Origin of the sequence: Anaerofilum hominis, assembly GCF_014287275.1 — a bacterium.
In the GTDB taxonomy this organism is placed as follows: domain Bacteria; phylum Bacillota; class Clostridia; order Oscillospirales; family Ruminococcaceae; genus Pygmaiobacter; species Pygmaiobacter hominis.
Genome location: NZ_JACONZ010000004.1, coordinates 243,308 through 263,626 on the forward strand (window position 1 = coordinate 243,308; position 20,319 = coordinate 263,626).

Sequence of the window (20,319 nt, forward strand, 5' to 3'; positions counted from 1 at the left end):
TTGTGAGAGATACCAGGATCCAAAAAGTGCTGTCCGAGATGGGCGTCTGCTCCCGCCGCGCGGCGGAGGAGATGATCCGCCAGGGCAGGGTAAAGCTGAATGGCCGGCCCGTTCAGGTGGGGGACAAGATGGACCCCGCAAAAGACCTGCTCTCGGTGGACGGCAAAAGCATCCGTGTGCCCAAAAAGCAGGAATTTGTCTATGAGATGCTTTATAAGCCGCGGGGCTATATCACCACCATGTCGGACGAGCGGGGGCGCAAGACCGTGATGGAGCTGGTGCGGGACGTGCCGGCGCGCATCTTTCCCATTGGGCGGCTGGACAAGGACTCGGAGGGGCTGCTGCTCTTCACCAACGACGGGGACTTTGCAAATCTGCTGATGCACCCCTCCCATGGGGTGTCCAAACTCTACCGCGTCACGGTGCGCCCGCGCGCCAGCGAGACGCAGCTTGCCGATCTGGCCGCGGGGGTGACCCTGGACGACGGCGAGAAGACCCAGCCCGCAGGGGTGCGGGTGGTGGTGGACGAGCCGGAGCGCACGGTGATGGAGATGTCCATCCAGGAGGGCAAAAACCGCCAGATACGCCGTATGTGCGAGGCTGTGGGCCTCACTGTGATCCGGCTCAAGCGCAGCGCGGAGGGGCCGGTCAAGCTGGGCATGCTGCAGCCGGGCAAGCACCGCCCGCTGACACGGCAGGAGGTGGCGGGCCTGAGGGCCTCTGCGTCCAAAGCGGTGCGCAAAGAGACCACTGAGGCCGCGCAGCGGCGCGCGGCTCTGGCAAAAAGCAGAGAGCGCGGCCCCGTCCGCGCGCAGAGGAGGGGACAGGATTGATCACAATGAAGCCCATCGGGGAACCCGATGTCGTCGCCCTGCTGGCAAAGGGGCGCTTTGACGGCGCGCTGGAGGGGTATGTCATGACCGACGGCGCCGAATATCTGGGATACTGTCTTTTCCGCCTTGCGGAAAACGTCACCGAGGTGCTGGACGCGGAGGCGCCCGACAATATGATGCTGGACGGGCTGGTGCGCGCCGCGGTCGCTAAGGGCGAAAACGAGGGGGCGGATTCTTTCCGCGTCAGCCGGGAAGTTCCTGCCCTGTGCAAATGGGCCGAGGCCTTTCTGCCCGGCGAGCAGGGACCGGTGAAAAATACAAAGATTTTCGGAAACTGCGGCTGATTTTATCAAAATGATGCTTGTGATTTTTTTGTCAAAATAGTATAATGGTTCTAATTTCGGTTCTTGATCATGTCCGCAGCTTTTCTGCGGGGGCAGAGGGACGCGGACAGCCGAATATATTTTGAGCAGGAGGGCTGTACATGGCTGCAACAAAGAAAAATGAGCAGAAGCTGGACGCGCTTGCCGCCTTTTTCGACGAGGGCGCGTATACCGAGCTGTATGCCGACAAGGACGGCGCGGTAGCCGCGGGCTACGGCACCGCAGAGGGCTGCCCGGCCTATGCGCTGGCGCAGAACGGCGGCGCGCTGACCGGCGCCGACGTGGAGAAGATGGTCAAGGTGATGGACCTGGCCGCCAAGACCGGCAATCCCGTCGTGACTTTCTATGATTCCAAGGGTTCGGTGCTGACCGAGGGCTTTGGGGCGCTCACTGACGCCGCCAGGCTGGTGGAGGCCGGCGCGCGCATTTCGGGCGTCGTGCCCCAGATCGCCGTGGTGCTGGGCACCTGCGGCGCCACGCAGGCCGTTGCCGCCGCTGCCGCCGACGTCACCATCATGGCCAAGGACGCCGAGCTGTTTTTGACCGCGCCGTTCACCGCCGCTGCACAGGGCGACAAGACCCCGGGCGCGGGCGGCGCCGAGCTGGCCGCCAGGGACGGCATTGTCGAGCTGGTCTACGAGAGCGCGCAGGCCGCTGTTGCCGCCGCCGCGAATCTGGTGGGCATCCTGCCCGGCAACAACCTGTCCAGCCCCGCCCTGTTCGATTTTGAGGCCCCCGAGGCCGCGCTGGACATGGCGAAATACACCGGCGAAAAAGCCGCCCGGGCCATTGTCGACGCGGGCAATATGGTCGAGTTTTACAAGGATTACGCCACCCATATGTTCACCGCCCTCGCCACCGTGGCGGGCAACGTGGTGGGCGTCGTCGCCACAGAGGGCCCGAACAACACCATGTGTGCGGGCTGCGCCTCCAAGGCAGCGCGCTTTGTGCGCCTGTGCGACGCTTTCAGCATCCCGGTAGTCACCATCGTCAACACCGACGGCTTTGTCAAGAGCACCGCGAACGACGTCCACGGCGGTGTGCGCGCCGCCGCCCGTCTGGCCGCTACTTACGCCGACGCCACCACCGCCAAGGTGGCGGTCATCACCGGCAAAGCGGTGGGCGCAGCCTATACGGCCCTGTGCAGCGCCGATCTGACCATCGCGCTGGACACCGCCGTCATCGCGCCGGTCGAGCCCAAGGCCGCCGTCACCATCCTCTGGCAGGATAAGCTGGAAAAATCCAGTGATCTGGAGCGCGACACCGCTGCCCTCGCGGCGGAGTATACCGCCCAGTACGCTTCCGCCGCAGCCGCCGTCAAAGCCGGCGCAGCGGATTTTGCCGCCGACGCCTCCAGCCTGCGCAGCACGGTCGTGGCCGCGCTGGACATCCTCGGGACCAAACGGGTACAGCGTCTGCCGAAAAAGCACGGCAACCTCAGCCTGTAAAAAGGGCGTTTGCCCATCCGCTCCAAACAAAACTTCTAATCGTGGAGGAATGTAAAGATGAAACATTACAATATCACCGTCAATGGTTCCGCTTATGACGTCGTCGTCGAGGAGATCGGCGCCGGCGCTGCCCCCGCCGCTGCTGCCCCCAAGGCCGCTCCCGCCCCGGCAGCTGCTCCCGCCGCCCCGGCCGCTGCCCCCAAGGCCGCGCCTGCCGCCGGCGCGGTCAATGTGGAAGCCCCGATGCCCGGCAATATCCTGGACGTCAGGGTCAAGGCCGGCGACTCGGTCAAGTCCGGCGACGTGCTGGTCATCCTCGAAGCCATGAAGATGGAGAATGAGATCGTCGCCCCGCAGGACGGCACCGTCGCCTCGGTCAGCGTTGCCAAGGGCGATACGGTCAACGTCAACGACGTGCTGGTCTCCCTGAACTGAAACCAACCGAAATAACCGGAGGTGAATGGATTTGGCTAAAAAACCCGTGAAAGTTACAGAGCTTGTGCTGCGCGACGCGCACCAGTCTCTGCTTGCCACCCGCATGACGATGGACGAGATGCGGCCCATCCTGCCCGAGATGGACAAGATCAACTATTTCTCCGTCGAGTGCTGGGGCGGCGCGACCTTTGACTCCTGCATCCGCTTTTTGGATGAGGACCCCTGGGACAGGCTGCGCATCCTGCGCAAAGAGCTGCCCCACCAGAAACTGCAGATGCTCTTCCGCGGCCAGAACATGCTTGGGTACCGCCCCTATGCGGACGACGCCGTCGAGTATTTTGTGCAGAAATCGGTGTCCAACGGCATCGACATCATCCGCATTTTTGATGCGCTGAACGACCCGCGCAACCTGGAAACCGCCATCAAAGCGGCCAACAAAGAGGGCGCGCATGTGCAGGGCTGCATCAGCTACACGCTGAGCCCGGTGCACAACAACGAGTACTTTGCCGCCTATGCCAAGACCCTGCAGGAGATGGGGGCGGACTCCATCTGCATCAAGGATATGGCCGGTCTGCTGACCCCCTATACCTGCTATGAGCTGGTCAAAGAGCTGAAAGAGAACGTCAGCATCCCCGTGGATATCCACAGCCACTACACGGCGGGCCTCGCTTCCATGTCCATCCTGAAGGGCATCGAGGCCGGCGCGGACATTGTGGACACCGCCATGAGCCCGTTGGCGCTGGGCACCTCCCATATGCCCACCGAGAGCCTGGTGGCCGCGCTGCAGGGCACCGACTACGACACCGGCCTGGACCTGAATCAGCTGAACGTGGTCCGCACCTATTTTGCCGGGCTGCGTGAGAAGTACCTCGCCAACGGTCTGATCAACCCGAAGTCTCTGGGCGTGGACGCCAACACCCTGCTGTATCAGGTGCCGGGCGGCATGTTCTCCAACATGCTCAAGCAGCTCAAGGACGCGGGCAAAGAGGATAAACTGGACGAGGTCCTGCATGAGATCCCCCGTGTGCGCGAGGACTCCGGCTATCCGCCGCTCGTGACCCCCACCAGCCAGATCGTGGGCACCCAGGCGGTGTTCAACGTCATTATGGGCGAGCGCTATAAGATGGTCACCAAGGAGTTCAAGGGCCTGGTACACGGCGATTACGGCAAGACCCCGGCGCCCATCAAGCCGGAGTTTGTCAAGCAGATCCTGGGCGACGACGAGCCCATCACCTGCCGCTTCGCGGATACGCTGGAGCCCGAGGTGGAAAAGCTGAAAGCCGAGGCCTCCAAGTGGGCGATCCAGGAAGAGGATGTGCTGACCTACGCCATGTTCCCGCAGGTGGCGCCGAAGTTCTTCGAGACCCGGAATCAGAAGCGGGTCGGTATCGACGGCGCTCATGTCGATATGGCCAACAAGTCCCATCCGGTCTGAAAACAAGCGTTTCAAAACGGCCTGAGCCGTTATAAAAAGGCCGGTTAAATTAAAAAAAGAGCCACCCTGAGCGCGGACTGAAAAGTCTGTGCCCGGGGTGGTTCTTTTTAGGAGTGACAAAAAAGCGAAACACAGTCTTGTGGAACTCGGGTACGACCTGGGGGGGCCCGGGTTGCGATACATGGGTAGAGCTGAACAAAGAGCAAAGAAAAGAGCTGCGGGATCTTCTGCAAACAGAGACAGGGGTGATTGCGGACGATTTGTCCGACGGGATAGATTTTTTGACTGTTGCACTCTGCGCCTGCGATGAAAGCCGGACCGCCGGTGTCACAGTCATCACAAAAAATCAGGTCCATACACTGACAAGGGTGCATGATGGAGAAAATAGTTCAACGACATTCTATTATGCCGATGTTGATTTGTATGCGCTCTCGAAAGCTTTTTCAGGTCCTCCCAAACCGGCATAAAACGAAAAAATGCGGAACACGGTGACGGCCGGTACCGTTGAGATAAGGCGGCGTTTCGAAGGACCAAAGACGGCGCTGCCTCTCCATAAAAAAAGCCTGCCCAGGGATGAGGAAATTGCCGGGCGCAAAACGTCTTATAGGTAAAAAGCCGTTGGGCTGTAACAAAGGGGGAGGCACTGTCTTGAAAAAGTTTTTTTCGTTTTTTGCCGTGTTGCTGCTTGCCGTTTCGCTGGCTGCCTGTGGAGAACCGGATTTTGACGGCAGCAGGCTGGGCAATGACAGCCAGCTTGTCATGAAATACAAAGTGTTCAATGGGACGGATTCGCAGCAGCTGAAGCTGGAAAAAGGAGATCTGCTGGAGATACAGCTCGTTAACAGCGGAGAAGGCGTGCTGAGGGCGACTGTTCAAAAAGATGAGGAAACCCCGATTTTTGAACAGGATGACGTCTCCATCGACAGGACGACGCTGGAGATCGGGGAGAGCGGCGTCTATACGGTGACGGTGACGGGGGAAAGAGCAAGGGGAAGCGTCAGCTTTATAAAAAAAGAAAAAGCAGAGTAAAAGAGATAGAAATCTCCACGGGGCGGCCAACTGCCGCCCCGTGGAGATTTTTTGCCGGGGAACAGGAGCAAGGAGGAAAAATGCCCTCCCGAGAGGAACCGGCCTGCGGTGCGGGGGCATAGTATGAGAGGCGGAGAGAAAATGCGCCCTTTTAGACGCGCTGCGCCTGCAGCCCTCCCGCTTCGCCTGCGGCTCGCGTTCGGGCTGCGGCTTTGTTCGAATCCCTTGCCTGGATTTGCTGCTGCAAATAGAAAAAACCACCGCTTCTGTGCGGTGGTTTCCGTTGGCGGAGAGAAAGGGATTTTCTCGCGCTCCACTCCGTTCCGCTTGGACGCCGCGCGCGGCAGTCCACCGGACTGCCGCTGTAGCTCTCCCGCTTCGCCTGCGGCTCGCGTTCGGGCTGCGGCTTTGTTCGAATCCCTTACCTGGATTTGCTGCTGCAAATAGAAAAAACCACCGCTTTTGTGCGGTGGTTTCCGTTGGCGGAGAGAAAGGGATTCGAACCCTTGATACTATTTCTAGTATACACGATTTCCAATCGTGCGCCTTAGACCAGCTCAGCCATCTCTCCATGGGATGCAGTGGGCGTGTCCATCTTTTTGGGACCCATTCACTTTTTTGGACCTTGTCTGCGCTCAAAGATCGCTTATATATAATAATCAATTTGGGGCCTGTTGTCAAGAGAAAATCTTTGCCGTAAGGCTGAAAAAATGCCCGGGCGCGGCAGAACCCGAAATAGGAGTCCCGCACCCCTTTGAAAAAACGCAAAAAAGAGAAATACTGCGTTTTTATTGCAGAACAGGCCCAAAAAGGCTATAATGAATGCTGTACGCGGCTTTGCGTTGCACGGGAATTGAGAGGGAGCTCCCTTTCAAGCGACGCGTTGCCGCAGCAATATTTTATCACTTTTATAGGGGGAAATGAAATGGCGGATTATCTCGCGATGGGAAAGGCGGAGCTGGAAAAAGAACGGGAAGCTCTGCAAAGGTGCTATGAAGCGTATCAGGCAAAAGGGCTCAAGCTGGATATGTCCCGCGGCAAGCCCTGCGCGGAGCAGCTGGACCTCTCCAACGGGCTGCTGAGCATCACCGATACCCACACCGAGGACGGCATGGACGCGCGCAATTACGGCTGCCTGGAGGGCATCCCCGAGGCGCGGCGCCTGTTTGCCGAGCTGCTGGGCGCCGATGCGGCGCAGGTACTGGTGGGGGGCAATTCCAGTCTTAACCTGATGTTCGACGTGATCGGCGCAGGCTGCCGGGACGGCCTGGGCGGCACGCCCTGGGATGACTGCGCACACAAAAAGTTTCTCTGCCCCGCGCCCGGCTACGACCGCCATTTCCGGGTCACCGAATATTATGGCTTTGAGCTGATCGCCGTGCCGATGCTGGAGAGCGGCCCCGATATGGACTGTGTGGAAGAGCTGGTAAAGGACCCGCAGGTCAAGGGCATCTGGTGCGTGCCCACCTATTCCAACCCGGACGGCTATTGCTATTCCGACCAGACGGTGCGGCGTCTGGCGGCCCTCAGCCCCGCCGCCGAAAACTTCAAGATCCTGTGGGATAACGCTTATATGGTCCACTATCTGGGCGACGGCCCGCAGCAGACGCTGAACATTTTGCAGGAGTGCGCCCGCTGCGGCAGGGAAGAGATGCCGGTGATGTTCTGCTCCACCAGCAAGATCACTTTCCCCGGCGCGGGGGTGGCGGCGCTGGCCGCAGGGCCCAAAACCTTTGCCGCCCTCACCCGGGCGCTGTTTCCCATGACCATCGGGTTTGACAAGGTCAATCAGCTGCGCCATGTGAAATTTTTGAAAGACAAGGCGCATATCCTCGCCCATATGGAAAAGCATAAGGCCATCATCAAACCAAAGTTTGACGCCATGCAGCGGCTGCTGGGCGAGGGGCTGCGCGGCTGCGGACAGATCGCGCGCTGGACCGACCCCGAGGGGGGCTATTTCATCAGCCTCTACACGCTGGAGGGCTGCGCAAAGCGCACGGTCGCCCTTTGCCGGGAGGCGGGCGTAGTGCTCACCGGCGCGGGCGCGGCCTATCCCTACGGCGTCGACCCGCGCGATTCCAACATCCGCCTTGCGCCCACCTATCCGGCGCAGGCAGAGGTGGAAGAGGCGACCCGGCTGCTGTGCGTGGCGCTGCGGCTGGCTACCGTAGAGCATCTGCTGGCGCGGTGACGCGCGGCCGGATGCGGGACAAAAACCGAAAATCAAGGTGAAAAGAGAGGTGCGGCGGATGCGCGTCGGCGTTTCCAGCTCCTGCTTTTATCCCGCCTGCACCGAGGAAGCCGTGCAGCGGCTGCAGGAGGCGGGGCTCGGGGAGATCGAACTGTTCTTGAACACTTTCAGCGAGCTGGAACCCGGCTATACGGCCGCCCTGCAGCGGCAGCTGGCGGGGCAGGGCACCCGCGTGCTCTCTTTCCACCCCTTTACCTCCGGCATGGAACCTTTCTTTTTTGCCACCGACTATGAGCGGCGCGCGGCCGACGGGAGGGAGCTCTATAAACGGCTGTTTGATTGCGCGGCCCGGTACGGGGCCCGCATCTTTACCTTTCACGGCGACTACAAGACCACGCCCTATCCCTTTGAGCGGTATTGCGAAAATTTTGCCGGGCTGTCGGCCCTGGCGCGGGAATACGGTCTGCTGCTCTGCCAGGAAAATGTAGTGCGCTGCAAGTGCGGCAGCGTGGACAGCGTGCGCCGCATGCGGGAGCTGCTGGGGCAGGAGGCGCATTTTACGCTCGATCTCAAACAGGCGCTGCGCAGCGGCGCGGATATCTATGAGATGCTGGAGGCGATGGGGGAGGGTCTTGCGCATATCCATATCAGCGACCATGCCCCCGGCAGGGACTGCCTTGCGCCCGGCTGCGGAAATTTTGATTTTCGCGCCTTTTTCCGTCGGCTGCGCCGCATTTCTTATGAGGGCGACGTGGTGATAGAGCTGTACCGGAACAACTTTCGCGATGCGGAAGAGCTGGCGGGCAGCGCGGCCTTTTTGACCAAGCTGTCTGCGGAGCGGGCAGCGGAGGAATAGGATAGGAGGAACGTTTATGAAATGTCCGTATTGCGGCGAGGTGGAATCCAAGGTGATCGATTCGCGGCCCGCAGACGACGGGGAGCGCATCCGCCGCCGCCGGGAATGCCTGTCCTGCCAAAAGCGGTTCACCACTTATGAGATCGTGGAGACCGTGCCCCTGATGGTGGTCAAAAAGGACAGGTCGCGGGAGGCGTTCGACCGCCAAAAACTGCTCAACGGCCTGATGCGCGCCTGTGAAAAGCGGCCGGTCGCCGTCGGCACGCTGGAGCGGGCGGTGGACGAGATCGAACAGTCTCTTCTCAACACGCTGGACCGGGAGGTCACCTCGCTGGAGATCGGCGAGCTGGCGATGGCGCAGCTCAAAAACATCGACGAGGTCGCCTATGTGCGGTTTGCATCGGTCTATCGCCAGTTCAGCGACATCAATACCTTTATGGACGAACTGAAAGAGCTGCTCAGCTCCAATCAGAAAAAACTCAAAAACAAATGACGCGTCACCGCGATCTGGGTGCGGGCGCGCTCCAGTTCAGCGTCAAAATCGGTCTTGTATTCCGCGCTGTCAAAGCTTTTCAGGGTGGAAAATCCCAGCAGGGCGCTGGTGGCGTAATCCCGGCGCAGAAACAGGGCCAGCACCCATTCCCGGGAGGCATAATAATCGTCAAGTTCTCTGAGCGTATCGGCCAGGGCGGGGTAATCCCCGTCCTGGTTTTGTTTTTCTGCAATGTCCAGATAGCCGGACATGCGGGCGGTGATGCGGTCCACCGAGAGGCAGCCGGCCAGCGAGACCAGCAGGATGGCCGCGAGCAGTGCGGACGCGATCTTGACCCGGCGCATGGGCGCGCCTCCTTTCCCGAGCGGATCTCAGCGGCGGCAGGGGCCGCCGCTCACTGTTTTTTGACGATGGTGTACTCCCGCGCGTCATTGCAGAGCATCAGCAGTACGTCGGCGGGCCCCAGCCGTTCGGCGCGCAGGGTCTTTTCCAGCCAGGTGCGGTCCACGCCGCAGTACTCGGCGGCGTCGTCGTTGAGCGCCCCGTCCACCACCAGCGGCATCGAGGGTTTGAGCGGCTTTGCGGACGGCAGGTGCAGGTCGCCCCGGGTCACCTCGGTGGCGTCCAGCGATTTGTATACGCTGACGCTGCCGTTGGTCTCGACCAGCGCCAGGGAGACCTCGTCCAGTTCAAAAATATCCTTTGCCCGCAGGGCCGCCAGCAGATCATCCACCGTGAAGCGCAGTTCTTTGAGGGTGGTCTGGTCGATGACGCCGTCCCGCACCACCACCTTTGGCCTGCCCGAGACCAGGTTCGCCAGCCTGCGGGAACGGGTGCAAAGCGCCGAGACCAATATCTCCAGGCAGACGATCAGCAGCACCGGCAGGATGCTGGAGAGCACCGGGATCTCGGGCGATTCGATGGGGATGGAGGCCAGATTGGAGATGAGGATGGTGGAGACCAGCTCAGAGGGCTGCAGCTCGCCCAGCTGCTTTTTGCCCATCAGCCGCATGGCGATGATGATGGTGAAATAAATGATCAGGGTGCGCAGCACGGCTACCAGCAAGGGCGGGCCACCTTCTTTCTCAGTCGGTCGGAATCATGGCTTATTGTTGCCGCTTTGTTTAAATTCATGCAGGGCCCGCCATACTACCCACAAAAGAAAAACCAGGGAGTGGGCGCATGGCACAGCAATGGGGCAGCCTTTCAGAAAACTTGGAGTGGCTGCAGGAACAGTTCGGCGGTTCGGTGGACTTTTATGTAAAGGAGGCGCAGCTGTGCGGGACGAGCTGCGCGGTGTGCCTGTGCGACGACCTGGCGGGCATCGAGATCGCCTGGAATATGCTGCTGCGGCCGCTGCAGTATGAAAAACAGCGCTTTGAGGGCGGCGAGGCGCTGCTGCAATATCTGTCCGGCGCCAGCGGGGTGGCGTTTTCCCCCACGCCCGTAAAGACGATGGAGGATGTGTTTGCCAACCTGTCCGCGGGCAACGGCGTCTTTTTGGCCGACGGCGCGGGGCAGGCCTTTTCCTTTGCAGCGCAGAGCTTTGCGCAGCGCTCTCCCGGAGAGCCGGACAGCGAGGTCAACGTCTATGGCTCCAAAGAGGCTTTTTGCGACGTGCTGCGCCGCAATATGGGCCTGATCCGCCGCCGCGTGCGCAGCGAGGGGCTGGTCATCGAAACACTCAAGGCTGGGCGGTATACGCAGACCGAGATCGCGCTGATCTACCATCGCGACCTGGTGGACCGCCGTCTGCTGCGCGGGGTGAAAAAGCGGCTGGAAAAGGTCCGCCTGCAGATGGTGTTTGACTCCGGCTACCTGGCGCCGTTTCTGGAGAACAATCCCTATTCTCTGTTCAGCTGCGTGGGGCTGACCGAGCGCCCGGACACCCTGTGCGCAAAGGTGTGCGAGGGCAAGGTGGCGGTGATGGCGGACGGCACCCCCTACGCCGTGCTGGTGCCTTTCTTTTTTACGGAAAATTTCCAGTGCATGGACGATTATTCCTCCCGTCCCTACTATGCCTCTTTCATCCGCATCATGAAATATATCGCGTTTTTTACCGCGGTATTGCTGCCGGGCATCTTTGTGGCGGTGGCGAATTTCACGCCGGAACTGCTGCCCGGCCAGCTGCTTTACAAGGTCGCAGCCAGCGAGGCGGCGACGCCGCTGCCCCTTTTTCTGGAGGCCATCTTCGTCAACATCCTGCTGGAGATCGTCAAGGAGGCGGGCCTGCGCCTGCCCAAGGCCATCGGGCATTCGGTGAGCCTGGTGGCGGCCCTCATTGTGGGAGACGCCGCCATCAAATTCGGCATTCTGGGGTCGCCGGTGGTCATCATGGCGGCCATCAGCTCCATCTGCGGCTTTGTGGTGCCCTCGCTGTATCAGCCCATCACCATTTTGCGCATGCTGTTTATTCTGGCCGGCGGGCTGTTGGGGCCGCTGGGCATCGTGCTGCTGCTCATGATGACCTTTTTCAACATCTGTTCCATCAACAGCTTCGGCATGCCCTATACCGCACCCCTCACCCCCTATGGGGCCGAGTCGCTGCGGGACGGGGTGCTGCGCATGAGCTGGCAGAGGATGCAGGGGCACGTATTTACCGTGGAGGATCTGCCCGGCGTGAAAGGAGGGCGGCGGCGTGGGAAACGGTGATCTCATCAGCCGCCGCCAGCTGTTTTGCTGCGTTTATCTGTCCATGGTGGTGGAGATGCTCATCAAGCCTTTCAGCAGGCCGGTCGACCTGCCGGCCCAGGTGCTCATCCCGGCGGCCGCGGTGAACCTGCTGCTGCTCTGGCTGGTATTGACGCCTTTGGGCGCGGCGCGCAGCGGCGCCGTCGCCCGTGCGGGCGGCACCTTGCCCGGACGGATGGTGCTGGTGCTGATGGCGGCGACACTTCTGCTCTCCGGCGGCGGCACTCTCAACGAGGCCAACGGCTTTTTGAGCTTTACCGGCGACTGGCAGCTCTCGTTTTTCTGGTTTTTGCCGCTGGTGCTGGCGCTGGTCTATTATGCCGTGCGGCTGGGGATAGAGGGCGTGGCGCGGGTGAGCGGCGTGGTGTTTGTCCTTTTTCTGCTCTCCATCGGGGTGGTGGTGATCTCCAATCTGCGGGAGATGCGCCTGCAGAATCTGGCGGTGGAGGCGCAGCCCTTTATGGACACGGCGAAAGCCGTGGGGCAGGGGTTCAGCTTTTCGCCGGCCCTGCTGGCGGGCATCGTGCTGTCGGAAAAGACGCAGCGGGGGCGCGGCCCGCGGCTGGCCCATCTGCTGGCCGCCCTCTTTGCCACCTATTTTGTTTTTACCATGGTCAGCGAACTGGTTTTGGGGGGCTTTGCCACCGCGCAGCGCCAGCCGGTATACACGCTGGCCCGCATCGGCGGGCTGTCGGTGTTCCGGCGGCTGGACAGCCTGCATTCCTCTATCTGGCTGATGGCTCTGGTGCTCAAGCTGGTGGTGGAGGGGGCCGCGGTGGAGCTGCTGCTGCGCCGGTTGCTGCCCGCCAGATGGCAAAAATACGGGGTGGCGCTGACCGCGGGGCTCACCGGGGCGGCCGGGCTGCTGTTCCATTTTTCTTTTCCCACCGGGCTGCGCCGCTGGCTGACCGCGGCGGGCGTGCTGGCGGTGCTGCTGCTGGCACTGGTGAGCAGAAAGGAGAAAAAAAGGGTATGAGACGACATGCGGCGCTTTTGGCGGCGCTTTCCCTCTGCCTGGCCCTCACCGGGTGCTGGCAGCCGGTGAGTCTGGCCGAGCGGGCGGTGGTCAAGATGATCTGCGTCTCGCTGCACGGGGAGCAGTATGAAGTGAAGCTGGCGGCCTATGTGGCGGCGGACGGGGACGCGGAATCACAGGGGGAGAGCAAAACGGTTTTTGCGGAGGGCAGAGGGGACGCGGTGCGCACGGCGCTGCTGGACGCCCAGGAGGGCATTCAGCAGCAGGCCTTTTACGCGCAGAACGAACTGCTGCTGGTGGAGGAGCAGGCCGCCCGCAGCCGCCTGCAGGAGATCCTGACCTATTTTTCAGAGGAGCGTTCCTCCCGGCCCAACATGGCGGTCTTTGCTTACCGTGCAGAGGAGGAAGAGCAGCTTCTGGATAAAGAAAACATCGAGAAAACGGTGGAGAATCTGGAAAAGATGAAAAACGGCGACAGCGTGCGCGGCGGGCTGACCCAGATGATCTACCGGTTTGATTTAAAAGGGGAGCGGCAGGACTTTTTTCTGCTGCCGCGGCTGCAGGCGGGAGAAGAGGGGGCGGTGGAGACCGACCGGCTTCTTTTCCTGCGCGGGGGGCGCGAGGTCCTGTCTCTGAAAGGGGAAGAAAAAACTTTGGCGGAACTTCTTCTGGGCGGCGCGGAGAGCTATCAATACCAGAACGGGGAGGATAGCTGCACGGTGAGCGACCTGCGCACCGCGTTTTCGGTCTCCGCGCAGGGCACGCCGCAGCTCTCGGTGCGGCTGAGCGGGGAAGTGCGCGACGCGCCGGCCGGCTGCGCTCCCGAGGCGCTGGAGAGCAGCGTCGAACGCCGGCTGGAAGAGACGTTTTCCTCTCTTTATCAAAAATGTTATCTTGAGCAGGAGTTGGACCCTTTTCAGTTTGGCTGGTGGTTTGAGACCCGGGATGCCCGGCGCTATGGAGCGCTGCTGCGGGAGAAGAAACTGTTCGGCGAGGACACGCTGTCCTTTGACGCGGTGATCACAGTCGACCCCTGAGAGGAAGATGGTTTTTTGCCGGGGCGGAAAAGCGCAGAAAATGGAAATGCCCCGCCTGCGCCCAGAGCGGTAAAACAGCAAAAGGGCGTTTTGCCCCATTGTCCGCAGGACCGCTGTGAAAGACAGCGGCGGACGGGCCGCTTGTCGTTTTGCTTTGCCTGCCCCGCAGGAGAGGGGCGGGGGAGTTTTGGGGGAGGTCGGCCCCTTTCGCGGACTGATCCAGGAAGCCGCAGCTCTGCGGCCAGTCCCGCCGCGCGCTGCCCCTCGCTGCGGCGGATGGAAACGGGACCGTTTGGGATGAACTGTTTTTCAGATGACCCTGAAAAGGAGCTGCGGCGGGGGACTGGGGATCCCGGCCCAGGCAAAAGTCCGGCCGGTTCTCCCCGCCGCCCCGCCTGTGATGCGTGGGCGGTCATGCCTGCACGATCCCCATGACCGGGCGCGCGGAAAAGGGCGCGGGTGCCGCTTTTTGCCGGGCAGCGCTGCGCCGCCGCACCGGGCCTGTCCGCCCTTGCGGCGCGGCTTTGTTGGCCCGAGGCTGTCTGCCTGTGCTGCAAAAAAAGAAAAAGGCGTGTCTCTGCCGGGGGTCGGCCCGGTCGGAGACACGCCTTTTTGAGCATTTCCGCAGGGGAAGCTCTATTTTTGATCCTTGCCGCGCAGTCCTGGCAGGGTGCCGCTCCCGGCACCCTGCGCCTGCGGGGCGGTGCGGGGTCAGAGGCGGTCCTGTCCCCACCAGTGAGGGGCAAGTTCGCGCAGCCTTATGCTCTGATCGCTCTGCGGGCCAAGAAGCACTTCGGTCTCGCTGTTTTCAGGGTCCATCTGCAGCAAAAAGTCGCAGCAGGCGCCGCAGGGCACGCCCGTCCGGCCGTCCGGCATCAGCACGACCAGCTTCAATACGCGCCCCTGCCCGCAGGTGATCATCTGCGCGGCTGCGGCCCGCTCCGCGCACATGCCAAGCCCGCAGGCCATATCGATGCACACGCCGGTATAAACAGTTTCGTCGGCGGCCAGCAGCGCAGCGGCCACGCCTCCCGCCTCCGCGAAAGGGGAAAGCGCACGCGGGCGCTGTACCTCACGCGCACGGCTGTACAGTTCTTCCCACCCTGCGCGCGCCCCGGCGCCCCGGCCGGCGCTCACAGCTGAAACTCCTCAGGCGAAAATTCAGGCAGCCGCGGCTGGCGCTTCGGCACCCGTTTCAGGGGGGAATAGAGGAATTTGCGGCAGGAATAATAGGGGGACACCATCCCCTTTTTGATGCAGAGGATCATTACATTATCCGATGCCCGGCGGCCATACTCGCAGTATTCGCAGGCAGGGGAGATGTCCCCGGAGAAAAGCCCGTTTTTCATTTAAAGACCCAACGCCCCTTTCCGGCAGGTGTGTTTTGAAGATCTGTGGAGGCCGTGCGGCCGCGGCCCCCATCATGAAAGCGCAGGCCGTGCGGAACAGGCATCAAAGACGGGCAAAATGCCTGCCGCGCCATGCCCTTTCCCGCCCGGCAAAATCGGTTTTGCCCCAAAGCGCGCGCCCCCGCCCCCTTGAGGGCAGCTGCCCTGCACTACTGCCAAAACAGCCTGCGGCCATCCTGTATTGCCTGGCGGTAAAAAGCAGCGTATTTCGATGCGCTGCAGTTTGGGGTGAGGCGGCAGGGCCAGTAAAAAACTTATCTCTATTCGCCGTGGCCTGTGGACAGGTCGCATGACTGCTAAAAAACAGCCTGCGTTTTGCTCCGGCTATTTTTTATTGCTGCGCAATAAAAAGACTTATCTTGATTGGCCCCACCCTCGCCGCTTACGCGGCAACCGGGCGAATGGCCGAAAAAATAACTTTACAGCTATTTTATTGCTGCTCAATAAAAAACAACTTATTTCGATTCGCCGTGGCCTGAGGACAGGCCACATGGCTACTAAAAAAATAGCCTCCGGCTATTTTTTTATTATACGTCTTTTTTCTTTCGGCGTAAAGGCGTCCTGGTCACGAGTTCGCTGCAGAAAACCGCCAGCAGCAAAAAGAGAAAAAAGGAGGCCTCCCGCGGCAGCCGGAAAGGCAGGATCAGCCGTTCCACTGCGGCTGCCGCTGCTGCCGTGGTCTCTTCTCCGGGCAGAAAACGCAAAAAGAGCTGCAGCAGCAGACAGGTGAGCGGAAAATGCAGCAGCCGGGAGCAGGCCAGCGGCAGCACGCGGATCTCGGGCGAGAGCAGGGCGCGCAGCTGCGCAAAGGCGGAGAGCCCGAGGGCGCTGAGGGAGAGCGCGCAGAAGAGAAGCGACGGCAGGCCCTCCAACAGGCTGGCCGCGCGGCAGCCTGCGCTGACCTCCAGCAGGGCGCCTGCCAGCGCCGCAGCCCAGCCCGGCGCGCCCTGTGGGATCAAAAGGCTGCAGAGCAGCCCGAACAGCAGCACAAAACCGCAGATGCGCAGCATCGTCTCCACCGCCGCGCTCACCGCAGACACCAGCAAGCCGGCGGCATCGGGCTGCCGGGCCGCTTCTGCGGGCGCTGCCGTACTGGGCGGCAGCGCCCCTGTGCGCCCGGTCAGCAGCCGGGCTGCCAGCGGCGCGCTGATGAGGGAGGCCAGCATCAGGCTGCACAGCAGCGCCGTGCCCTGGCGCAGGCTGCCCAGCATGGCATACCCCACGGCGGAGATGACAAAAGCCGGGCCCTCCCCTGCGGCGGCGCACAGCAGCACCTCCGCCTGGCGGGCGGTGATCTCCCCGCGCCGGTAAAGCGCGTCGATGCTGCACCCGGCGGCGGCAAACCCGCCCAGCAGCCCCATGGCCAGCGCCGCCCCGGCTTCGCGGCTGCGGATGCCCAACAGGCGGCAGTAAGGGGCAAACGGCGCCCCCAGCAGCCGGGCGGCCCCGCTGTCCAGGATGAGACGTGTGAGGACAAGAAACGGGAAAAGCGCTGGGATCAGGCTGTTGTAGCAGCGCGTCAGCCCCTCTTTTACGCCTGCTGCGGCGGCATCCGGCCGCAGCAGGATCAGCACCGCACACCCCAGCAGGGCGGCGGCGCAGACGGGAGATCTCCACGAGGCTTTTTGAACGGTCGGATTCATAACAAGCACCCCCAAAGGATATATATGTGTGAACGGGTCGTTTTATCGCACCGCGGCGCGGCGGGGCAAAACGGCCGATGCAGGCGGGCGAAAGGGTGTGGCGGTTTGGCAAGAGGGCGTAAAAAGAGAGACGGCCCCAAAAAAATTCTCTCCTCAATTTTCCAGATGCCGCCGCCGGAGCTTTATACAGGCGCGATGCTGCACATCAACTGCAACGGTTCGGTACAGGTGGACAACAGCAGAGGCATCGTGCTATATAATGAAAACGCCGTGGAACTGGACATGGGCAAAACGCGGGTGCGGCTGTCCGGGGACGATCTGGCGCTGGAAACGGTGGAGAAAGGGATCGTGCTGGTGCGCGGGAGGATCTTCAACCTGGAATTCTTCTACAGCGCCGGGGAGGATCAAAAAAGGCGCGGGTAAACGCGCAGAACGACTGTCGCGGAAAAAGGGGGCAGGGAGATGCTGTTCGAGCGGGCCGCGGGCTGGCTGCTGGGAAAGGTCAAGTTTTCGGCGGAGGGCGGGTCCTATGAAAAGATGCTGAACCGCTGTACCGATATGGGACTCACGCTGGCGGGGCTGCGCCCCACCCCCACGGGGGTGACCGGCTGGATGCCGGCGCGGGACTATAAAAAGGTTCATCGCGCGGCTCTTCACTGCCACTGCCGCCTGCGGGTGGTCAAAAAACGCGGCCTGCCCTTTCTGCTGCGCCGCTATTGGGGGCGCTGGGGGCTGCTGCTGGGGCCGGTGGTGTTCGTCTCGCTCTGTCTGTATCTGCCCGGGACCCTCTGGTGCGTGCGGTACTACGATGTGCCGCAGCGCTATCAGCAGGAGATCGGCGCGGTGCTGGCAGCCAACGGCGTCTATGCGGGCATCCGGCCCACCGACGACCAGCTGCGCCGGGTGCGGCAGGTCGTCCTGCTGCAGTCGGAGGATCTGGCAGACGTCTCGCTGAACTTTGTGAAAGGCAGGCTCGTCGTGGAGGTCAGCGAGCGCACGGCCCGCCCGGAGCTGGAAAAACACGCCCCGGGGGATATCATTGCCTCAAAAGCCGGGATCATCGACCACCTCGACGTGGCCCACGGGTTTGCGGCGGTGCTGCAGGGACAGCGGGTGAGCGAGGGGGAACTGCTGGTCTCGGGCACCTATGTGGACGACAAGACGGGCAGCGTGGTCATCACCCCGGCCGAGGCCCGGGTGATCGCCCGCACGGAAAAGATCTACACGGTCAACCAGCCGCTGCACTTTGTCGCACATGTGCCCACGGGAGAGGTGCTGGAATACCGCACCATCCTGCTGGGGGACCGGCGCATCGAGCTGGGCAGCATGGCGCAGCTGCCGCAGTTTTACTCTGAAGAGGTCCGCTACGAGCAGGCGACGGTGTTCGGATTCGTCCTGCCCGCAGTCCTGGAGATCCGTTCCGTCTACCCGGAAGAGGAGAGCGAGATCCTGCTCACGGAGGAAGCGGCAAAAAACCGCGCGAAATTCCGGCTGGACCGGGCGCTGGCGGAGGACGGCCAGACCGAGCAGGTGATCTCCGCCGCCTATGCGGGGGAGATGCAGGGGGAGGAATACGTCGCCACCCTGACCGTGGAGCGGCTGGAGGATATCGCGTTTGCCATCCCAAAATAAAAGCTCCCACGCGCGGGACGGGGAGGGACGCGGCGCGGGGAGACCTCTCTGTTCCGGGGTACGGCGGGACAAAAAAACGCTCTCCGGCACGCCTGTAAAAGGTCTGCGGCGCAAAATCAAAAAATAACAAAAAAGCAACAATTTTACACGAAAATTACCTGTTAGAAGCCTGAGGAATGTGTTATAATAAATCAAACGGCAAAATTTTGGCTATTTTGCCAAAATGAACCGCGGGTTTTATAGTCAAAAAGCGAGGAGGGCCTGCATGGCGGAACGGCTGCTGAATCTGGATTCCATCGACGACGCGCTGGCGGTACTGGGCAGCGGGGATGAAAATATAAAAAAGATCGAGCGCGAGTTCGGCGTGTGCGCCGTCTGCCGGGGCACAGAGATCAAGGTGACGGGCGAAGAGGCTGCGGTGGACGGCGCCGGGCGGGCCATCGACGCCATGCTGCAGCTGTGGCGCTCCAAGACGCCGCTGGACGAGCAGGCGCTGCACTACTGCATCTCGCTGGCGGCCTCCGGCGACGAGGGCAGGGTAAAAGAGCTGACAGGGGATTTTATCGCCCTGACCGCCAAGGGCAAGCCGGTGCGCCCCAAGACCCTGGGGCAGAAAGCCTATATCGACGCCATCCGCGCAAATACCATCACGTTCGGGGTGGGGCCCGCCGGTACCGGCAAGACCTATTTGGCGGTGGCAATGGCCGTGCGGGCGTTCAAATCGCACGAGATCGCCCGCATCATCCTCACCCGCCCCGCGGTGGAAGCGGGGGAAAAGCTGGGCTTTTTGCCCGGCGATCTGCAGAACAAGGTCGACCCGTATCTGCGCCCGCTCTACGACGGCCTGTTTGAAATGCTGGGGCCGGACACGTATCAGAAGCTGCTGGAAAAAGGGGTCATCGAGGTGGCGCCCCTTGCCTATATGCGGGGCCGCACGCTGGACGATTCCTTTATTATCCTGGATGAGGCGCAGAACACCACGCCGGAACAGATGAAGATGTTCCTCACCCGCATGGGCATGAACAGCAAGGTGGTGGTCAACGGCGACGTCACCCAGATCGACCTGCCGGAAAAATCGCGCAGCGGCCTGATCGAGGCGACGGCGATCCTGAAAAACATCGAGGGCATCGCCTGCGTCCGGCTGTCGGACAAGGACGTGGTGCGCCACCGCCTGGTGCAGGAGATCGTGCGCGCGTATGAGAAAGCGGGCGCAAAAAGGCAGGCCGCGGGGCGCACCCGCGCCCACCGCAGCTAGGCGCCGGACAACATTTTCCCGGCTCCGAGCCGGGTGGAAAAATATTTTGGGGGAAGGAAAGGACAGGCCTTATGCACAACAAAGTTTATATCACCAACCAGCAGAATGCCGTCAAGATCCCGACCGGCATCCGCATCCTCATCCGCCGCAGCTGCAACGCAGTGCTGGAGATGGAGGGCTTTGAGGGCCCTGCGGAGATCAGCGTGACTTTTGTGGATAACGCGCACATTGCGCAGCTGAACGGCCAATACCGCGACAAGCCGGTGGAGACGGATGTTCTCAGCTTCCCGCTGGGCAGCGACGGAAAATACGATATCAACGCAGAGACCGGCGCGGCCATGCTGGGCGACGTGGTGATCTCGATGGAAAAGGCCTGCGAGCAGGCCAATATCTACGGCCATTCGCTGCAGCGGGAGGTCGCCTTTTTGACCGTGCATTCCATGCTGCACCTGTTGGGCTACGACCATGTGGACGGCGGCCTGGCCGAGGTGCGCATGCGGGAAAAAGAAGAAAAGGTGCTGGTAAAGCTGGGGCTGCCCCGCACCATCGCCTACACGCCGGAATAAAAAAGGG

At 61.7% G+C, this 20,319-nt stretch carries 21 protein-coding genes and 1 tRNA gene; 16 read left to right on the plus strand and 6 right to left on the minus strand.

Going from position 1 to position 20,319, the window contains the following annotated elements; all coding sequences use genetic code 11:
* The first annotated feature begins 2 nt into the window (after positions 1-2).
* From H8S23_RS11685 to H8S23_RS11710, 6 genes are all read left to right on the plus strand, one after another.
* Complete coding sequence (locus H8S23_RS11685) at positions 3-833, plus strand: pseudouridine synthase (RefSeq protein ID WP_186888514.1); 831 nt, start codon at positions 3-5, stop codon at positions 831-833.
* Complete coding sequence (locus H8S23_RS11690) at positions 830-1,177, plus strand: hypothetical protein (RefSeq protein WP_186888515.1); 348 nt, start codon at positions 830-832, stop codon at positions 1,175-1,177. Before H8S23_RS11685 ends, H8S23_RS11690 begins: the two co-directional genes overlap by 4 nt.
* Positions 1,178-1,317: 140 nt before the next feature.
* Positions 1,318-2,664, plus strand: coding sequence for a carboxyl transferase domain-containing protein (locus tag H8S23_RS11695; RefSeq protein ID WP_186888516.1), 1,347 nt, complete (start codon positions 1,318-1,320; stop codon positions 2,662-2,664).
* A 57-nt stretch (positions 2,665-2,721) separates the two neighbouring features.
* The gene (locus H8S23_RS11700) at positions 2,722-3,099 is read left to right on the plus strand and encodes a biotin/lipoyl-containing protein (RefSeq protein ID WP_186888517.1); all 378 of its coding nucleotides are present in this window, start codon (positions 2,722-2,724) and stop codon (positions 3,097-3,099) included.
* A 31-nt stretch (positions 3,100-3,130) separates the two neighbouring features.
* Positions 3,131-4,534, plus strand: a complete 1,404-nt coding sequence (locus H8S23_RS11705; RefSeq protein ID WP_186888518.1) for an oxaloacetate decarboxylase subunit alpha — start codon at positions 3,131-3,133, stop codon at positions 4,532-4,534.
* Between the two features lie 648 nt (positions 4,535-5,182).
* The gene (locus H8S23_RS11710; protein ID WP_186888519.1) at positions 5,183-5,563 is read left to right on the plus strand and encodes a hypothetical protein; all 381 of its coding nucleotides are present in this window, start codon (positions 5,183-5,185) and stop codon (positions 5,561-5,563) included.
* A 480-nt stretch (positions 5,564-6,043) separates the two neighbouring features.
* On the opposite strand, the gene H8S23_RS11715 is transcribed toward H8S23_RS11710, so the two are convergent.
* Positions 6,044-6,134, minus strand: a tRNA-Ser gene (locus H8S23_RS11715).
* A 354-nt stretch (positions 6,135-6,488) separates the two neighbouring features.
* Here H8S23_RS11715 and H8S23_RS11720 point away from each other — a divergent pair.
* Genes H8S23_RS11720 through nrdR form a run of 3 tightly spaced genes read left to right on the plus strand, consistent with a single transcriptional unit; the run spans position 6,489 to position 9,103 of the window.
* Entirely contained in the window at positions 6,489-7,754 is a 1,266-nt protein-coding gene (locus tag H8S23_RS11720; RefSeq protein ID WP_186888520.1) for an aspartate aminotransferase type Ic, read from the plus strand.
* A 58-nt stretch (positions 7,755-7,812) separates the two neighbouring features.
* Positions 7,813-8,610: a sugar phosphate isomerase/epimerase family protein gene (locus tag H8S23_RS11725; RefSeq protein WP_186888521.1), complete on the plus strand. Its 798-nt coding sequence runs from the start codon at positions 7,813-7,815 to the stop codon at positions 8,608-8,610.
* A gap of 16 nt (positions 8,611-8,626) precedes the next feature.
* Complete coding sequence (gene nrdR, locus H8S23_RS11730; protein ID WP_186888522.1) at positions 8,627-9,103, plus strand: transcriptional regulator NrdR; 477 nt, start codon at positions 8,627-8,629, stop codon at positions 9,101-9,103.
* Here the strand turns inward: nrdR and H8S23_RS11735 are convergent.
* Together H8S23_RS11735 and H8S23_RS11740 are read right to left on the minus strand one after the other, a co-directional pair.
* Positions 9,079-9,447: a DUF4363 family protein gene (locus H8S23_RS11735; protein WP_186888523.1), complete on the minus strand. Its 369-nt coding sequence runs from the start codon at positions 9,445-9,447 to the stop codon at positions 9,079-9,081. The genes nrdR and H8S23_RS11735 overlap by 25 nt on opposite strands.
* 50 nt (positions 9,448-9,497) lie before the next feature.
* On the minus strand, positions 9,498-10,169 hold the full coding sequence (locus H8S23_RS11740; RefSeq protein ID WP_186888524.1) for a DUF421 domain-containing protein: 672 nt from the start codon (positions 10,167-10,169) through the stop codon (positions 9,498-9,500).
* Between the two features lie 116 nt (positions 10,170-10,285).
* On the opposite strand from H8S23_RS11740, the gene H8S23_RS11745 reads away from it, so the two are divergent.
* Genes H8S23_RS11745 through H8S23_RS11755 form a run of 3 tightly spaced genes read left to right on the plus strand, consistent with a single transcriptional unit; the run spans position 10,286 to position 13,807 of the window.
* A complete protein-coding gene (locus tag H8S23_RS11745) occupies positions 10,286-11,755 on the plus strand; it encodes a spore germination protein (protein WP_186888525.1) in 1,470 nt (489 codons plus the stop codon).
* Positions 11,742-12,770, plus strand: coding sequence for a GerAB/ArcD/ProY family transporter (locus H8S23_RS11750; protein ID WP_186888526.1), 1,029 nt, complete (start codon positions 11,742-11,744; stop codon positions 12,768-12,770). Before H8S23_RS11745 ends, H8S23_RS11750 begins: the two co-directional genes overlap by 14 nt.
* Complete coding sequence (locus H8S23_RS11755; protein WP_186888527.1) at positions 12,767-13,807, plus strand: Ger(x)C family spore germination protein; 1,041 nt, start codon at positions 12,767-12,769, stop codon at positions 13,805-13,807. The genes H8S23_RS11750 and H8S23_RS11755 overlap by 4 nt, the downstream gene beginning before the upstream one ends.
* A gap of 711 nt (positions 13,808-14,518) precedes the next feature.
* Here the strand turns inward: H8S23_RS11755 and H8S23_RS11760 are convergent.
* The 3 genes from H8S23_RS11760 to H8S23_RS11770 form a co-directional block, all read right to left on the minus strand.
* On the minus strand, positions 14,519-14,944 hold the full coding sequence (locus H8S23_RS11760) for a cytidine deaminase (RefSeq protein WP_186888528.1): 426 nt from the start codon (positions 14,942-14,944) through the stop codon (positions 14,519-14,521).
* On the minus strand, positions 14,941-15,156 hold the full coding sequence (locus tag H8S23_RS11765) for a hypothetical protein (protein ID WP_186888529.1): 216 nt from the start codon (positions 15,154-15,156) through the stop codon (positions 14,941-14,943). The genes H8S23_RS11760 and H8S23_RS11765 overlap by 4 nt, the downstream gene beginning before the upstream one ends.
* A 587-nt stretch (positions 15,157-15,743) precedes the next feature.
* Entirely contained in the window at positions 15,744-16,859 is a 1,116-nt protein-coding gene (locus tag H8S23_RS11770; protein WP_186888530.1) for a hypothetical protein, read from the minus strand.
* A 195-nt stretch (positions 16,860-17,054) separates the two neighbouring features.
* Here H8S23_RS11770 and H8S23_RS11775 point away from each other — a divergent pair, with 195 nt between their 5' ends.
* The 4 genes from H8S23_RS11775 (at position 17,055) to ybeY (ending at position 20,312) form a co-directional block, all read left to right on the plus strand.
* Positions 17,055-17,282 (plus strand): YabP/YqfC family sporulation protein, encoded by a 228-nt coding sequence (locus H8S23_RS11775; RefSeq protein WP_186888531.1) that lies wholly within the window; start codon positions 17,055-17,057, stop codon positions 17,280-17,282.
* A gap of 39 nt (positions 17,283-17,321) precedes the next feature.
* Positions 17,322-18,491 (plus strand): sporulation protein YqfD, encoded by a 1,170-nt coding sequence (locus H8S23_RS11780; RefSeq protein ID WP_186888532.1) that lies wholly within the window; start codon positions 17,322-17,324, stop codon positions 18,489-18,491.
* A 265-nt stretch (positions 18,492-18,756) separates the two neighbouring features.
* Positions 18,757-19,746 (plus strand): PhoH family protein, encoded by a 990-nt coding sequence (locus H8S23_RS11785; protein WP_186888533.1) that lies wholly within the window; start codon positions 18,757-18,759, stop codon positions 19,744-19,746.
* Positions 19,747-19,817: 71 nt separating this feature from the next.
* Entirely contained in the window at positions 19,818-20,312 is a 495-nt protein-coding gene (ybeY, locus tag H8S23_RS11790) for an rRNA maturation RNase YbeY (RefSeq protein ID WP_186888534.1), read from the plus strand.
* Positions 20,313-20,319 lie beyond the last annotated feature (7 nt).

What these genes read in the sequence shown, in the direction of transcription:
- H8S23_RS11745 (WP_186888525.1), top strand. Translation starts at nt 10,286, where the DNA reads ATGGCACAGCAATGGGGCAGCCTTTCAGAAAACTTGGAGTGGCTGCAG.
- H8S23_RS11695 (WP_186888516.1), top strand. Translation starts at nt 1,318, where the DNA reads ATGGCTGCAACAAAGAAAAATGAGCAGAAGCTGGACGCGCTTGCCGCC.
- H8S23_RS11700 (WP_186888517.1), top strand. Translation starts at nt 2,722, where the DNA reads ATGAAACATTACAATATCACCGTCAATGGTTCCGCTTATGACGTCGTC.
- H8S23_RS11720 (WP_186888520.1), top strand. Translation starts at nt 6,489, where the DNA reads ATGGCGGATTATCTCGCGATGGGAAAGGCGGAGCTGGAAAAAGAACGG.
- H8S23_RS11785 (WP_186888533.1), top strand. Translation starts at nt 18,757, where the DNA reads ATGGCGGAACGGCTGCTGAATCTGGATTCCATCGACGACGCGCTGGCG.
- H8S23_RS11755 (WP_186888527.1), top strand. Translation starts at nt 12,767, where the DNA reads ATGAGACGACATGCGGCGCTTTTGGCGGCGCTTTCCCTCTGCCTGGCC.
- H8S23_RS11775 (WP_186888531.1), top strand. Translation starts at nt 17,055, where the DNA reads ATGCTGCACATCAACTGCAACGGTTCGGTACAGGTGGACAACAGCAGA.
- nrdR (WP_186888522.1), top strand. Translation starts at nt 8,627, where the DNA reads ATGAAATGTCCGTATTGCGGCGAGGTGGAATCCAAGGTGATCGATTCG.
- H8S23_RS11725 (WP_186888521.1), top strand. Translation starts at nt 7,813, where the DNA reads ATGCGCGTCGGCGTTTCCAGCTCCTGCTTTTATCCCGCCTGCACCGAG.
- H8S23_RS11735 (WP_186888523.1), bottom strand. Translation starts at nt 9,447, where the DNA reads ATGCGCCGGGTCAAGATCGCGTCCGCACTGCTCGCGGCCATCCTGCTG.
- ybeY (WP_186888534.1), top strand. Translation starts at nt 19,818, where the DNA reads ATGCACAACAAAGTTTATATCACCAACCAGCAGAATGCCGTCAAGATC.
- H8S23_RS11765 (WP_186888529.1), bottom strand. Translation starts at nt 15,156, where the DNA reads ATGAAAAACGGGCTTTTCTCCGGGGACATCTCCCCTGCCTGCGAATAC.
- H8S23_RS11780 (WP_186888532.1), top strand. Translation starts at nt 17,322, where the DNA reads ATGCTGTTCGAGCGGGCCGCGGGCTGGCTGCTGGGAAAGGTCAAGTTT.
- H8S23_RS11770 (WP_186888530.1), bottom strand. Translation starts at nt 16,859, where the DNA reads ATGAATCCGACCGTTCAAAAAGCCTCGTGGAGATCTCCCGTCTGCGCC.